The 14690-nt window shown below is 67.5% G+C and carries 17 protein-coding genes; 3 read left to right on the forward strand and 14 right to left on the reverse strand.

Annotated elements, in window-relative coordinates; translation table 11 throughout:
• Positions 1-424: 424 nt before the first annotated feature.
• Positions 425-1294, reverse strand: a complete 870-nt coding sequence (locus tag ACYVBS_RS11165; RefSeq protein WP_460823690.1) for a protein NO VEIN domain-containing protein — start codon at positions 1292-1294, stop codon at positions 425-427.
• Positions 1295-1667: 373 nt separating this feature from the next.
• Positions 1668-2141, reverse strand: coding sequence for a hypothetical protein (locus ACYVBS_RS11170; RefSeq protein WP_460823691.1), 474 nt, complete (start codon positions 2139-2141; stop codon positions 1668-1670).
• Positions 2142-2381: 240 nt separating this feature from the next.
• On the opposite strand from ACYVBS_RS11170, the gene ACYVBS_RS11175 reads away from it, so the two are divergent.
• Together ACYVBS_RS11175 and ACYVBS_RS11180 are read left to right on the forward strand one after the other, a co-directional pair.
• A complete protein-coding gene (locus tag ACYVBS_RS11175) occupies positions 2382-3101 on the forward strand; it encodes a PIN domain-containing protein (protein WP_460823692.1) in 720 nt (239 codons plus the stop codon).
• A gap of 112 nt (positions 3102-3213) precedes the next feature.
• Positions 3214-4434: an esterase/lipase family protein gene (locus ACYVBS_RS11180; protein ID WP_460823693.1), complete on the forward strand. Its 1221-nt coding sequence runs from the start codon at positions 3214-3216 to the stop codon at positions 4432-4434.
• A gap of 59 nt (positions 4435-4493) precedes the next feature.
• Here the strand turns inward: ACYVBS_RS11180 and ACYVBS_RS11185 are convergent, their stop codons facing one another.
• From ACYVBS_RS11185 to ACYVBS_RS11220, 8 genes are all read right to left on the reverse strand, one after another.
• Positions 4494-5042, reverse strand: coding sequence for a hypothetical protein (locus ACYVBS_RS11185; RefSeq protein WP_460823694.1), 549 nt, complete (start codon positions 5040-5042; stop codon positions 4494-4496).
• A gap of 86 nt (positions 5043-5128) precedes the next feature.
• Entirely contained in the window at positions 5129-5506 is a 378-nt protein-coding gene (locus ACYVBS_RS11190; protein ID WP_460823695.1) for a YfeK family protein, read from the reverse strand.
• Positions 5507-5550: 44 nt separating this feature from the next.
• Positions 5551-6492, reverse strand: a complete 942-nt coding sequence (locus ACYVBS_RS11195; protein WP_460823696.1) for a DUF1570 domain-containing protein — start codon at positions 6490-6492, stop codon at positions 5551-5553.
• Positions 6493-6494: 2 nt separating this feature from the next.
• On the reverse strand, positions 6495-6989 hold the full coding sequence (locus tag ACYVBS_RS11200) for a hypothetical protein (protein WP_460823698.1): 495 nt from the start codon (positions 6987-6989) through the stop codon (positions 6495-6497).
• 13 nt (positions 6990-7002) lie between these two features.
• Positions 7003-7482, reverse strand: coding sequence for a hypothetical protein (locus tag ACYVBS_RS11205; protein ID WP_460823700.1), 480 nt, complete (start codon positions 7480-7482; stop codon positions 7003-7005).
• A 168-nt stretch (positions 7483-7650) separates the two neighbouring features.
• Positions 7651-8382: an oxygen-binding di-iron domain-containing protein gene (locus ACYVBS_RS11210; protein WP_460823701.1), complete on the reverse strand. Its 732-nt coding sequence runs from the start codon at positions 8380-8382 to the stop codon at positions 7651-7653.
• Positions 8383-8398: 16 nt separating this feature from the next.
• Entirely contained in the window at positions 8399-10141 is a 1743-nt protein-coding gene (locus tag ACYVBS_RS11215; RefSeq protein ID WP_460823703.1) for a TPR end-of-group domain-containing protein, read from the reverse strand.
• A gap of 104 nt (positions 10142-10245) precedes the next feature.
• The gene (locus ACYVBS_RS11220; protein ID WP_460823704.1) at positions 10246-10515 is read right to left on the reverse strand and encodes a hypothetical protein; all 270 of its coding nucleotides are present in this window, start codon (positions 10513-10515) and stop codon (positions 10246-10248) included.
• Between the two features lie 218 nt (positions 10516-10733).
• On the opposite strand from ACYVBS_RS11220, the gene ACYVBS_RS11225 reads away from it, so the two are divergent.
• Positions 10734-11159 carry an RcnB family protein gene (locus ACYVBS_RS11225; RefSeq protein WP_460823706.1) on the forward strand — a complete coding sequence of 142 codons (426 nt, stop codon included), beginning with the start codon at positions 10734-10736 and terminating at the stop codon, positions 11157-11159.
• 9 nt (positions 11160-11168) lie between these two features.
• Here ACYVBS_RS11225 and ACYVBS_RS11230 read toward each other — a convergent pair whose 3' ends face one another.
• From ACYVBS_RS11230 to ACYVBS_RS11245, 4 genes are all read right to left on the reverse strand, one after another.
• On the reverse strand, positions 11169-11351 hold the full coding sequence (locus ACYVBS_RS11230) for a hypothetical protein (RefSeq protein WP_460823707.1): 183 nt from the start codon (positions 11349-11351) through the stop codon (positions 11169-11171).
• Positions 11352-11362: 11 nt separating this feature from the next.
• The gene (locus ACYVBS_RS11235) at positions 11363-12139 is read right to left on the reverse strand and encodes a LytR/AlgR family response regulator transcription factor (protein ID WP_460823708.1); all 777 of its coding nucleotides are present in this window, start codon (positions 12137-12139) and stop codon (positions 11363-11365) included.
• On the reverse strand, positions 12132-13031 hold the full coding sequence (locus tag ACYVBS_RS11240; RefSeq protein WP_460823900.1) for a sensor histidine kinase: 900 nt from the start codon (positions 13029-13031) through the stop codon (positions 12132-12134). Before ACYVBS_RS11240 ends, ACYVBS_RS11235 begins: the two co-directional genes overlap by 8 nt.
• Positions 13032-13782: 751 nt before the next feature.
• Positions 13783-14646, reverse strand: coding sequence for an SDR family oxidoreductase (locus ACYVBS_RS11245; RefSeq protein WP_460823709.1), 864 nt, complete (start codon positions 14644-14646; stop codon positions 13783-13785).
• Positions 14647-14690 lie beyond the last annotated feature (44 nt).

Consider the following 14690-nt stretch of genomic DNA (forward strand, 5'->3'; position numbering starts at 1 on the left):
GATCTGCTCGTCGGTGAAGCGCTTCTTCATGTCCGTCCTCTTCTTGGGAACGGACTCTACTTAAGTCAGGGTGGCCCTGAAAACCGGGGGCAGGTCAGGACGTTTGGCACAAAGGGCTGAATGTGTAATCGGATCACGGCAAGTCGGCGATCGCACCGCATATGCGTTGACAATAGTCGATCGTAGGATTTACCGGCTGCCTTGCGACTGGTTGGAAGGGGCCTGGCTTCCGGCAAAGATAGATGGATCCATTACTCAGGCTATTGGGGTCCTTTTTGCCAGGCGACCCTTTTTCCATATGGAACATGACCGGCCGCTTTGGGTCGGAAGCGGCCCTAGGCAGAAGGGCTGCAGAAGTTTGCAAGGCGTTCCATGACCTTTCCCTAGGCCGAGACCATCATGGCCGACTCCCCGAATCTCCGTCTTACCCTCCAAGCAGCGTGGCCCGGTAGCTCACCGGGTCAAGTGCGCAATGCATGGAAATCGAGCCATTGAGCGTAAACATCCGTGGCTTGCGTCGAAACGAGAACAACCGATACAGGTGATATTGGCCTGACTGCTGCTCCGAGAACCCAACCTCGTTTGGCGTGATGAAGAAAGGCGTTTCGGCTACATAGGCGGTCGTCTTGACCTCAATAAAGCGCTCGCGCCCGTCTCCATCAAACGAAAGAATGTCGTAGCCCAAGCCGTCGCCCTTCACCTTTGAGCTATGTTCAATACGGTCGGCAAGCTTCTTTGCCCCGATCTCATGCAGCCGCCGGGCCTCGTACTCCATCACAAGCGCTTCGCCAGCGAGTCCCAGCGATCGATTTCGGGCCTCTCGCTCAAGATAGTCACGGCGGATTGGCGTGCGACGCAGCCATTCCGCTTGGTCTTCCTTGATGCGCGCGCTGCCTTTTGGTGCCTCAACCAGAAACTCGTCAAAGCTCTCAAGGACAGGTGTCTCTGCCGGCGTCTCCACGCTCTGGATGGCAACCGAATCCAGCACGCGGTCATGTTCAAGCGCGTGGCCTACCGCCGCCACCAGCGATCGTTGGAAGTTCTGTAGCGGCTTGTACCCAGCCAGCGGCTGAGCACCGTAAAGGAGCAGTACCGCACTGATGTTGCGATGTTTGTATTCGATGGACTGGACGGTCCGGGCGGGCAACAGCTGAAGTAGCCTACGGTTGTGCTCGCTCTTGTTCGGGTTTTGCCCCATCTCCTGCATGCGCAGCATCTGGAAATAGGTGGCAACGGTCGCCTCTACTTCGGCGTCCGTCCAGGCTTGACCGGTTACTCCCTCGTCGACGGGCATTGCAGACCTCCCCTAAGGCTGCGCCCAGGATATCGCTGCTACCTTGGCAGTAGTCTTGCCACAGCCGCTTGTTCGAAAAAGTCTCACCGCAGAGCGCGCTTTGTTCGTCGTTCTGCCAAAGCGGCTCAATCACCACGTTTAAACACTCGTCGCCGATCGAAATCGACTGACGCTTTACCCAGCTCGGCTCTCCGTTGAGCCAAGAACACTCACGCATGAGCCAAAACGACTCACCGTTGAGCCAAATCGGCTCACGCATGAGCCACAACTCTTCACTCACCAGCAAAAAAGCCTGACAGACGAGCCGCCCCGGCTCATCCATCAGGCTCCGTGCCTCAATGCCGCCAAAATTCAGCGGCATCAGTCACTTACATCAACCTTGCGCGGCCGGCACCGGCTCCGCCCGGCGTGGGGCCTTGGCAAAGCGGGCCGACAGCGCCTCACGCGCACCCTTCAGCGCCTCATTCTTCCCCGACACCTTTAGCAGCCCGTACCCCTCCAACGCCACGCTGAGGATGTCGCTGCCCAGCGCAGTCTCGGTGTCCTCGGCGCGCTCCACCAACTGCTGCAGCTGCAGCAGGCGGGGGCGCAGGGCGTCCAAGGCGCTGAGGTCAGCCTGCGCCTCGGCCAGACCCAGGTTCGGCGGCACGATCTGCGGGTTGGCGGTCAGCACGGCCAGCGTCTGCCGGCAGAAGGGCTCGGACTTGTCGCCCATCTTGTACAGCTCGCGCCGCTGTTCCGGGGTCAGTGCGACCATGCGCGCGAACAGGCCGCGCAGGGTGGCGAGGGCGCTGTCCATTTGCGCCAGCTCGTCGGGCGTGTAGGTGATCGATACAACGTTCTGCATTGGCTATTCCTTACATCCATTAGCAAGTCCGGGTGTGTCCGGACGGTCCATGCTCCGCCGCGTTCCGTGCGGTCGGTGGGTGTCGCCGTGCCGACGGGGTCGGCGAGGGAGCGGCGGGAGTTTGGCAGAGCGGCGCCTCCGGTGGGGAGTGGCGTAGCCGCATTGCAGCAGTGAGGTAGGATTTTTCCCAACCCGCCGGCGAGGTTGCCGGCGCCGACCCACCCGCCACGAGGCCGCCCCGTGAGCAAGCCCTACTTCCTGATCGACTTCGAGAACGTGCAGCCCAAGGCGCTGGACCGGCTCAAGCCGGGCGAGTCGCGAATCAAGGTGTTCCTGGGGCAGCACCAGAACAAGCTGATGCTGGAGCTTGTGCAGGCGCTGCAGCCGTTCGGCGCGGACGCGCAGTACATCCAGATCACAGGAAGCGGGCCGGACGCGGTGGACTTCCACATCGCGTATTACATCGGCCGGCTCGCCGCGGATGAGCCGGGCGCGACGTTCAACATCATCTCCAAGGACAGGGGCTTCGATCCGTTGGTGCGCCACCTCGCGGGACTGGGCATCACTTGCCGCCGCCTGCCCGAGATCCCGGGCGGGGCGACCGCTGCGACCCCTGCCAAGAAGGCCACCGCTGCAGCGAAGCCGCCCGCCAAGGCCGCGGCCAAGACCGCCGCCAAGGCGCCGGCGAAGAAGGCCGCCAAGAAACTAACGGTGACCGTGCTACCCGAAGCCAACGGTGCTCCGCCTTCCGCCGCCACCAGCGGCCAGCGCGTGCAGGAAGTGGTCGCGCGCCTGAAGAAATCAAGCAAGCCGGCCAAGCTGGCCACGCTGAAGTCGTCCATCAAGTCGTGGTTCAAGCCGCCGATGGACGACAAGGCAGTGGCCGCGATCGTGCAGAGCCTGCAGGACCGGAAGCTGATCACCGTAACCGGGGCCAAGGTGACCTACACGTTGGGCTGAGTGGTCGTGGGCGGCCATCCGGACCGCGACCGCACGTCGGCAGGGACCGGGTTCGCAGAACGGTCGCCCATGCACGCGCTAGCATCGCTGCATCGCTTTTGGTACTCCCCACGTGGTCGCTCGCAATCTCAGCCCCAAACCGCCACCCCGCTGGTCTCACGACCTGCGCGGCCTGGGCCGGCTGGCCATCGACGGCGTCACCGGCATGACCGACGTCGTGGAGGCCATGCACGCCACCATCGGCCAGCGGCCGGGGGTGTTTGGGCGGCCGGCGTCTGGGCGCACGCGCGGGCTGACGCGGCTGGTCTATGGCAGCGTGCGCGGCATCACGCGCATCGCGGGGCAGGGCGTGGACCTGACCCTGGCCGGGCTGGCGCCGGTGCTGGGCGCACGCGGCTTCTCGCCGCAGCGCGAGGCGGCGGTCGCGGCGCTCAACGGCGTGCTGGGCGACCATCTGGAAGCCAGCGGCAATCCGTTGGCCATCCGCATGCAACTGCGGCGCGACGGGGTGGCCTTGCCGCTCGACCGTCGGGCGTTGGCTGCACGCATCCCGCAGGCCGGTGGACGGCTGCTGGTGCAGGTGCACGGGCTGTGCATGAACGACCTGCAGTGGCAGTACGCGGGCCACGACCACGGGCAGGCGCTGGCGCGTGAGCGCGGCTACACGGCGGTGCATCTGCACTACAACACCGGCCGCCATGTCTCCACCAACGGGTGCGAGTTCGCGGGCCTGCTGGCGCGGCTGGTGGCGGAATGGCCGGTGCCGGTGGAGGAGATCACCCTGCTTTGCCACAGCATGGGCGGGCTGGTCGCGCGCAGTGCGCTGGATGTCGCGTTCGGCGAGGGCCTGGCGTGGGCTGGGTTGCCGATCCGCGTGGTGTTCCTGGCGACGCCCCACCATGGCGCGCCGCTGGAGCGTGCGGGCAGTTGGGCCGACCGGCTGATCGGCCTCAGCCCCTACAGTGCGCCCTTGGCGCGATTGGGGCAGGTGCGCAGCGCGGGCATCCAGGACCTGAGGCACGGCAACGTGCGCGACAGTGATTGGCAGGGCCGCGAGGGCGCCGCGCACAGTGACATGCGCACGCCGCTGCCGTTGCCCAAGCCGGTGCGCGCTTATGCCATCGCGGTGACGACGCAGGTGTCGGCGCAGGCAGAAGGGCGACGGCTGCGCGGCGACGGCCTGGTGCCGGTGGCGAGTGCCTTCGGCCAGCACGATGACCCCGCGTTCGACCTGCGCATCCCGGCGTCGCGGCGGTGGGTTGGGCACGGCACCCACCATCTGGGGTTGCTCGGGTGCGCGGCCGTTTACCAGCGACTGACGCGCTGGCTGTAGGCACTCCCGCACCGCGCTGAACCGCCCTCGGCGCACGAAGGCGGCGGACGTCTGATCGCTCAGTACTCCAGGGTGACGGCCATCACCCGCAGGTTGTCGTCGTAGGTGCCCTGGCGGCCGATCTGGAAGTGCCACCACGGTGCAGCGGGGTCCCAGCCTTCGCCAGGTTGCAGCACCACGGATTGCTCCCACAGCTGGTCGCCGTTGGGCGGGATGTCGAGCACATTGGACAGGGTGCCGCCGTAGGTCTCGAACGCGTTGCCATGGCGGAAGCCGATGGCGGTGACCCCGAAGGCGTTGGTGCCGTCGTTGCCGCTGGTGGCCTGGTAGACCACGGTCAGGCGGACCTTGTTGCCCTTGAAGTCCAGCGGGCGCCGGACCGTGAGGCTGAGACTGCCGCCCAGGCCCACCCAGTCGAGGCCCTGAATGTTCAGCGCGAACGCGCTCGCGGGTCCGTAGGGCAACGCATTGGCCGGGAACGTCACGCGATTCCTGTAGACGGTGCAGTCCGCGGCCGGCGTGCATTCCGCTGGTGCTGCGTGCACCGGGGCAATGGTGACGGCAGCGACGGCAAGGGCCAGGGCGGCCCACGCTACGTTCAGTTTCATCCTTGTCACTCCACGCGGCCTTGGGGGATGAGGCCGCCAGTCCATTCAACGCGGCCGCGGGAGTCACGAGGTCAGGCGTGGGAGTGTCAGGGTGTGGTGGCGGCCTTGCGTGCGCGCAGTTCGGTCAATGTGCGGCTGAACCACGTGCGGCTCTCCACCGTGGGCGCGCCGCTGCAGCGCACGCGGTAGGGCGTGCCGGTCATGCTGCTCTTGGTCGCAGCCAGCTCGATGAAGCGCTCGGCGGAGGTCACCGCGCCTTTCTTCTGCAGGTAATCGTACTTGCGTCGCAGGTGCGCGCTGGCGGCGGCCGCGTCGTGCCACGCGCCATTGCGCTGGAACTGGCAGCCGGAGTGCTCCAATGCGGTGAACAGCTGGTTGATTTCGCGCGTGACCTTGGCCGGCGGTGCCTGCGCGGCGGCCTCGGACAGCACGAACAACAGCAGGAAGGGGAGCAGTCGCTTCATGGGACGCGACGATAACACCGGTGTATGAATCCCGGCGCAATGTCTCAGTGCGGTGCGGCGGGTTGCATATCGCCCGCCACCATCGACCTGCGCAGATGCTGAAGGTAGCGATACCACTCACCCTGTATCTGCTCGACGGGGCCAATGAGAGCTTCGAAATCCGTCAGCGAACCGCCGCGGGCAATCAGCTTGCGATAACCGGCGGCATGGCGGCCACCATCGTGGTGGAACAGGAAGTGGGTCAGGCTCCAGAACTGGAGGTAATAGGTGTTAACGTGGCCGCCGATGTCCGGGCCAGTGCCGGCGATCACGTCCCGCAGCGGAATCAAGCGGCCGCTACGCAAGTCCTGCTGCAGGTCACCACTGAGCGCCAGTTGCGGCAGCCACCACAGTGGATACGCGTTTCGGTCGGCTAGACCGGGTCGCAGAGCGCCATGTTCGATGCGGCTGGCACCAAAGTAGGTGGCCAGCCCTTCATCCACCCAGAGCGCCTTGGGGAAACCCGACACTTCGCGGCTGAGCTGGTGCGTGGCCTCGTGCAGCATCCAGTGCACCGGGTTGGGTTTTCCTTCGGCGTAGTAGGCGTGGCAGCTCGGGGCCAGGTAATAGGCCTCCGCCCACGGCTTGCTGCGGTTGTGTGCCTTGAATTCCTGCTGGTCGCGGTACAGCACCAGGCTCAAGCGCGTGGGGCGTCTGACTTGTGCAGAGGCGGAGGGAAAGAAGGCGGCGTAGGCCTGAAATAGCAGTTCAGCAGCCTCCCCGGTGCGGGCGGTCTGCACCGCGGTTGCGGTGGACGTGATGCGGTAATGCGCGGTATCCAACGTTACAGCGTGAGGCAAAGGGTGGTCGGTGCCGTTCGCTTGTTTGCTCGCAGCGTGTGCGGCGGTCATGTGGGATGTGGAAGCGGTGCTTGACCGATACAGGTAGCCGCCGATGCAAGCCCCCGCGACGGCTGCGGCCACCATCAGGGACTTGGCGTGCCTCACGCTTACTCCGCTACCACGGCGATGTGCGGCATGAACCCGCCGCACGCCGAGTCTTTCTTGAATTCGCGGATGCGACCGGCTTCCATCCGCGCCAGCGCGCTGATGACCACGCCCATGCCGGCGTCGCGCACCGCCTTTGAGTCGTCGCCGATCTGGATGAACAGGTGGCAGCCCACCGTGGCACCCGGCTTGGGCAGGGCGATGCCGCCGTTGACACGCACGCCGTTGGGCATGATCAGCGCCTTCGGTTCGCCCAGGTAATAAACGTGCTCGGGGCCCTCGAACACGGCCTGGTAGCGGCCCTTGGCCAGTCCGGCCGACACCTTGTTGGCCACCAGCACGTCTTCGACAAATTCGAAGTGGCTAGGTGTGGTCAGCGGCTGATACGACTTGGGGCCGCGGGTCATGCCGGTCGCCATCGTCAGCGCTGCCAACATCAGCAGCAGTACATGCAGGGGCTGGCGCTTGCCGTTCATGCGGTGGGGCGTGTCGCGCATGGCAGGATTCCGGTCAGGGCTGTGCGCGAACGAGCCGCCCGCGCAGCGCGGCATCGTCATGGCGCGAGGTCGGGAAGTCGAAGCTGCCTTCGCCGGCCTTGATGATGGCGTTGATGATCAGCCCGAGTGACTGGGTCTGCTGCGACGTGCCGCGGACGAAGAAGAACGCGGCGCCCTTGCGTTCGTCCTTGGGCAGGAAGATGCCGCAGTTGAACGTCATGGTGTAAGCATGTTCAGGTTGCTTTGGCGGCACCACGTTCATGTCCGCGCAGCCCTCGCCGCCGAGCAGGTAAGCAGCCTTGCTGTCTTCGAAGTGCTGCACGTATTCGCCCGCGCGCAGCGTGAAGGTGGCGGCCTTTTCCTTGAACACGTACGGCTCGGTCAAGGTGTAGCGTGCGCCGTCGGTGATGCGTGTCAGGTGTTGCGGGTACACATGCTTGGCCAGCGCAGTGGCGGACGCAATGAGCAGCAGGATAATGGCGATCGCGCGCATCGACGTCCTTTCAGCGAGCATTGGTTGGGCAGCGTGGCCCGGATGGGCTCGGCCGGAGGATAGCACCGGTCCTGGCCAACCTTGGTACGCCTGAGACCAGTCCGGATGGCGCGTGTGGGTGCAGCGACACCAACCCGGTAACCGCCAGCTTGCACCCACCCTGTCGGGTCAGTTCGCCAGCGCGCTTGCCAACGCTCGCAACAGCAACGCGCCATCGCCGTGCCACGCACTGCCGTGCATGCACGCCAGGGTGGTCGGTCGAGCCTGCGCCAATTTCTCCAGCAGTGCGCCGGTTTGCGGGCAGTGCGCGAAGTAATCCATTGGCTGGCGGAACGCCTCGCTGGGGCCCAGGATATCGGCCTCGGTCAACGCCAACTCACCGCGGCCGGGTTGGGTGAACAGGTCGCCGCACAGCAGCGTGCCGGTGGTCTCTTCCATCAGGAAGCCGCAATCCCAGCCGTGCGGCAGGTGCGGGGCGTCAAACCAGCGCACGCGGTGACCGCCGAGGCTGAGGGTTTCCCCGTCGGCCAGCGCGCGCGGTGCGCGATCGGCCAGGTCATTGATCGACACCATGGCCGCGACCGTACCGCACAGCGGCGCCGACTGGGGCGCGGCGGTCAGCCACGCGTTCAGCGCGCCGCACTCGTCTGCTTCCACGTGCGAGAACGCGACATGCCGCACGCGTGCGGGAGGGATCACGTTGGCGACGGCCTCGTGCACCAACGGGAACAGCTGGCGCAGGCCGGCATGGAACAGCAGCGGTTCGTCGTCGTCGATCAGGTACTGGTTGAACGAGAACGCGCCGAGGTCGCCTGGCAGCGCCACCGGCGTGTTGATGCGGTAGATGCCCGCTGCGATCTCGTGGATGTTGGTGCCTGACTGCGTGTTGGTTATGCCCATGGCGAAAGTCCTGCGGTCAGTGCAGCGGCGGAGGATCCAGTCGCGCGATCAGCGCACGGAAGCGCGACAGGGGGCGCAGGTTGGCGAGGTCGTCGTCGTGCTCGATCCACTCGGGGAAGCCTTCGCCGGTGTTGATCGCGCGTTCCAGCAGGTCCAGCGCGGTGTCCGTCTCGCCGAGCAGCGCGTAGAAGCACGCGGCGTTGTACAGCGTGCCGTAGTCGTCGGGGCGCATCGCCAGTGCGGTCTCGATGCTGCGACGGCCGGCCTCGGGTTGGCCCAGGTGCAGCTGCATGATCGCGGCGAAGTAGTAGGCGCGCACGTTTTCGGGCTGCAGTTCGATCTGGCGCTGCGTCACGTCGAGCACCCCACGCGCCAGCCGACGCGCGCGCTCGGGCTGGTCCGCGCCGAATGCGGCGCCGACCGCGATCGCCAGCGCCTGGAACTCGTCCGGACGCACGCGGTGCGCGGCTTCCAGCAGGTCGATGGCGCGTTCGCTGTGGCCCGTGGCGAAACAGTGTCGGCCGAAGTAGTAGTAGGCCTCGTACAACTTGGGGTCGAGGGCGATCGCGCGCTCGAAGGCAGCCACTGCGGCGTCATGTTCGCCGGCCAGCGACAGCACGTGGCCGTGGGCCACCTGGCATTCTGCCAGGTCCGGCGCCAGCGCCAACGCGCGGCGGCTGGCGGCAAGCGCTTCGTCCAGCACGTCCTCACGTTTGGCCAGGCGCCACAGCAGCAGTTCGGTCAAGGCATCGGCGAGGCCGGCGTGCGCCTGCGCGTAGTCCGGGTCCAGCGCGATGGCGCGCCGGAACATCTGCGGCGCGAGGTGCCAGGCCACGTTGGTGGTGTGGCTTTCCAGTTGGCGCCCGCGCAGGTAGTAGTCGTACGCGCGCATGTCGTGCGGCGCGTGCCGGGTGAAGTTGATCTCCGCCGGGGTGGTGAGCGAAACCCGCAACGCGGCCACCACGCTGCGCGCGATCTCCTCCTGGATGGCGAAGATGTCTTCAAGCCGGCGGTCGAAGTTCTCTGACCACAGGTGGTAGCCGTTGCCGGCGTCGATCAGTTGTGCGGTCACGCGCACGCGGTCGCCGGCCTTGCGCACGCTGCCTTCCATGATGGCGGCCACGTTGAGCTGGCGGCCGATCTCGCGCGCGTCGGTGTCGCTGTCGCGGTAGCGGAACGACGACGTCCGCGAGGCCACCTGCAGGCCGGGCACGCGCGCCAGCCCGCTGATGATCTCCTCGGCCAGGCCGTCGCAGAAGTAATCCTGGTCGCGGGCCTCGCTGAGGTCGGTGAAGGGCAGGATGGCGACGGAGGCCGGTGGCGCGCCGGCCTGCGCGCGCGCGGGCGGGCAGCAGGCGGCGTCGGCCATGGCCCCGGCGGTGGACGCGACGCCCACCGGGACTCCTGCCGCGGACGCTGGAAGCGCGTCGGCGGGCGTGCCTTCCACGGGCGCGATGAAGCGGTAGCCCAGCGCATGCACGGTCTGGATGTAGCGCGGGTGCTCGGCGTCATCGCCCAGCGCTCGGCGCAGTTGCGCGATGCTGCGGTTGAGCACGCCGGGGGTGACGTGGCGGTGGCCCCAGACGGCATCCAGCAACTCGTCGCGGCTGCGCAATGCGCCCGCGTGCGCGAGCAGTTCGCCCAGCACGTCGAAGGCCTTGGGCTCCAGCGCGACCGGTACCCCGCTGCGGCGCAACTCGTGGCCGATCGGATCGAGGCGGAAGTCGCCGAATGCGTAGGGCGTCTGCGAACCTGGCACGGTGCACTCCTCCAGCACTCTAGCCTCGCCCCGCAGGGGTTTTCGGCCCGTGAAGACGGCGTCAACGGCGCTCAGTGCGAATGGCCGCACCGCGCCCGCGATGGCTAGGCGCCCGAGACGCCCAGCGTGCCGCCACCTTCATCGGCCTCGGTCACCGTGCCCAACCGATGCGAGTCGCGCGCACGTTCGATGGCCTCATCGATGTGGTCGCGGTGCGGGTGGTGCTCCCAATGGGCGACTTTGTAGATGTCGGCGCGTGCGTGCTGGCGCACGACGTCGGCGTCCTGGATCCACTTCCAGTCGCCGGGCATGAAGTCGTTGTGCTCGGCAAAGTTGCGGGCGCTGGCAAAGCTGTGGGCGTAGATCAGGTTCATGCCGAGGTCCTTGCGCGAGGGGCGGGGTGGTGGGCGTCGCGTGATGGGTGACGGCGGCCACGCAGTCGGTGTGATGGACTACCGACAAGATAGTGGCATTCAACTGGCCGCTGAACGGAATTTTCACGGGACGGCCGGAGCCATCACCTGTTCAGCGTCATCGCCCTAGCGTGACTCCCACGCGCCACCACGGGGTGGCCACCACAAGGAGTTCCACGATGAAGCGCACCCTAGGTTCGATCCTGGCCCTGTCGATGCTGATGTCCGGGGTGGCCGCTGCCGGCGCCCATGATGACCGTCGCGGCGATGACCGTTACGACCGTTACGGCCGCTATGACCGTGATGACGATCGCCATGACCGCTATCGCTACGACCGCGACGATGACCGTGACCACCGCCATCACCGCCACGACCGCGGTCGCAAGGTGGGGCACTACAAGCACCGCCGCCACCCGCATTACGTGGCCTACCGCCGCGGTTACCACATGCACCCGGAGTACCGTGGCTACGTGGTGAATGACTACTACCGCTATGGCCTGTATGCGCCGCCGCGCCACCACGAATGGCGCCGCATGGACGACCGCTACGTGCTGGTGTCCGTCGCCACCGGCATCATCTCGGCGGTGATCCTCAACTCGCTGTAAGCCAGCGCGTCAATGCAAGGCAAAGCCCCGGCCCGGTGCCGGGGCTTTTTCATGGGGCGGCGGTTGCAGGGTGGGCGTGATCTGGCACACGCCCGGCAGCAGGGTGTATTCGCACAGGGCCTCGGTGCCGCGGCGGGCGTCGACGCCGAAGATCGACAACAGCAGGTAGAGCAACGCGAGCAGGGTGTTCATGGGGGCACTTCTCACATGTGCTTGAACAGCGCCATGTACGGCGCACTGACGGTCAACGTTTCGGGCCGCGCTTTGAGGCGCACGGTGCCGCGGCCGCTGTCGTCGCGGGTGATGCCGGCGATGGCCGTGAGGTTGACGATGGTGGAACGGTGGATCTGCTTGAAGCGGGTGGCGTCGAGCATGCCGAGCAGGTCCTTGATCGGCGTGCGCAGCAGCGCTTCGCCGTCGGCGGTGACCACGGTGGTGTACTTGTTGTCGGCGCGGAAGTAGGCCACGTCGTCCACCAGGATCAGCTGCGTCTCGCGGCCGTTGCTGGCGGTGAGCCAGGTCAGCGGCGGCGTGCTGGGCGCGCCTTGCGGCGGCGCGGCCCCCAGGCGGGCGAGCAGCGCGGCCAGCGCCGCGGCCTCGTTGTTGCCGGTGCGGGTCTGCAGGCGGCGCACGGTGTGAGCCAGGCGCTCGGCGGTGACGGGCTTGAGCAGGTAGTCGACCGCGCCGCGTTCGAAGGCGTCGATGGCGTACTGGTCGTACGCGGTGGCGAACACGATCTGCGTGCGCGGGCTGGTCTCGGCGGCCGCGGCGGCGACGTCCATGCCGGTCAGGCCGGGCATGCGGATGTCGAGGAAGGCGACGTCGGGGGTGTGCTCGGCGATGGCCTCCAGCGCGCTGGCGCCGTCTTCGCATTCGGCCACGATGCGCAACTGCGGCCAGGTCACGTGCAGCAGCTCGACCAGCGCGTTGCGCAGCAGCGTTTCGTCCTCGGCCACGATGGCGGTGGGGGCGTCATGCATGGCCGTGGGTTCCGTCGGGGCCGGGGTGGCCGGGGAGGGCCGTGGGCGTGGAAGCGGCGTCGTTGGCCGTCGGCGTGTGCAGCGGGGTGCTGCTGACCGCGGGCGGCTCGGCGGCGGGCGGGGTAATGACGGGCGGAGCCGCAGGGGAAGTCTGAGCAGGCGCGGGCGATGCCGTGTTGGCCTCGGCCCACCACGCGGGCGGCGCGGCAGCGGGGGACACGGGCGCGGTGTGGCTGGCGTGCACCGTGCCCGGGGCGGCCGGCACGCTGATCGTGGCCGCCACGCCGGCGGGGAAGTTGGCCACCACCGCCAGCGAGGCGTTGCCGCCGAACATCAGGCGCAGGCGTTCGCGCACGTTCTTGAGGCCGATGCCGGTGCCGCCGGTGGTGGTGTTGAAACCGTTGCCGTCATCGGCCACGGTGATGGCGACGGTGTCGTCGTTGGCGCGCGCGCGGATCCACACGGTGCCGCCGGCGGTGCGCGGCTCCAGGCCGTGCTTGATCGCGTTCTCCACCAGGGTCTGCAGCATCATCGCGGGCATCGGCGTGGCGCGCAGGGACTCGGGCACGTCCACCTGCACGGTGAGGCGGTGGCCCATGCGGATCTTGAGGATTTCCAGGTAGGCCACCGCGCGTTCCAGTTCGTCGCCCAGCGTGGACGGCGTGTCCTGGGTGCGCGGCAGCGAGCGGCGCAGGTACTGGATCAGGTGGCCGAGCATCTGCTCGGCGCGCTCGGGGTCGCTGCGGGTGAGCAGCTGCGCGCTGGCCAGCGTGTTGTAGAGGAAGTGCGGCTCCACCTGCGCATGCAGCAGGCTGAGCTTGGCCTGGGTGAGTTCTTTTTCCACCTGCGTCTGCGCGACGGCGTCCTTCTCGCCGCGACGGTATTCGGCCACGCGGCGGCTGACGGCGCGGGCGATGGCTTCGGCGTTCTCGTAGTTGGTGCCGTCATCGACCAGGAACCAGTCGGTCCACGCCGGCGTTTCCGGTTCGCAGATCAGGGTGACGCTGCCCGTCGCGGGGTTGGGCGTGACCGTGGCCAGGATCTGGTTGCGCGGGATGCCAAACCACAGCAGCGGGTTGTACTTGCCCAGCGGGTGGTGGCCGTAGGTCTGCGGACGGCCGACCTTGGCGGTGACCTGCAGGCTGTCGCGGGCGCTTTCGACGTGTTCGATGCGCGGCAATTCGCGGATCGCGGCTTCCAGCAGGTCGAAGGCCTCGCCGGCTTCCAGCGGGATCTCGATCTGGCGGCGCTGGCGGTTGTCGAGCACGCCATCGTTGATGTGGCCGGCGATCAGCTTGACGCGGCCCAGGTGCGACAGCGCACCGGCCACGACCAGCGCCATGGTCAGCATCGCGGCGATGGCGAACAGCCAGTCGAGGCGGCCGATGACCGGCAGCTGCTCCAGGATGCCCACCGCGATCATGGTGGCAATGAACCAAGCCAGGGCGATGCGCAGGACGAACAGGATGCTCTTGAACACGGGAGCGGCAGCCGGAGTGGGATTGCCGCGGAGCATAGCCCCGGTCGCTGGCGCGAGGGGGCGCCATGCGACGAATCCGGGGAGGGGCCGACGAAACGCGGCGCGCACGGCCCGGGCGGCGGGGCCGGGAGGTGCTGGGCGACCCTGGTGCGTCGGCCCCCGCTCAGGCCGCGATGTGCGTGCCGCCGTTGACGTGGATGACCTGCCCGGTGATGTAGCTGCCGTCGGCGCTCGCGAGGAACACGTAGGCCGGGGCCACTTCGGCCGGCTGGCCGGGGCGTTGCATCAGCGTGTCCGAGCCAAACTCGGCCACGCGCTTGGGGGTGAAGCTGGCGGGGATCAACGGCGTCCAGATCGGGCCCGGCGCGACGGCGTTCACCCGAATGCCCCGCTTGGCCAGCGCCTTGGCCAGCGAGAAGGTCAGGGCCTGGACCGCGCCCTTGCTGGCGGCGTAGTCGATCAGCACGTCGTGCCCGCGCGCAGCGACGACCGAGGCGGTGTTGAGGATGCTGCTGCCCTTCTTGAGGTGCGGCAAGGCGGCGTCCACGAGGTGGAAGAACGAGAACACGTTGGTCTCGAACGTCTTGCGCACGCGGGCCGGGGTGAGTGCTTCCGGTGGGTCGGCCATGTGCTGCTCGGCATGGTTGTTGACCAGCACGTCCAGCCGGCCGAGGGCCTTTACCGTGCGCGCCACCACCGAAGCGCAGTGCGCGGCGCGCCCAAGGTCGCCGCGGTACGCGACGCAACGCCGGCCCTCGGCTTCGACCAGACGCACGGTTTCCTCGGCGTCGGCGTGTTCGTCCAGGTAGGCGATGGCCACGTCTGCGCCTTCGCGGGCGAAGTGAACGGCCACCGCGCGCCCGATGCCACTGTCGCCGCCGGTGATCAGCGCGACCTTGCCCTCCAACTTGCTGCTGCCGGCGTAGTCGTCGCGGATGGTGACGGGCGCCGGGTGCATGGCGCGCTGGCGCCCGGGCTGACGGCGCTGGCGCTGCGGGGGATTCACGCGCTTTCGTTCGGTGGCCATGCGCCGAGGCTAGGCCAGGGCCCGTGACCGGGCGATGAGCGCGG

This window comes from Lysobacter olei (genome assembly GCF_054777355.1).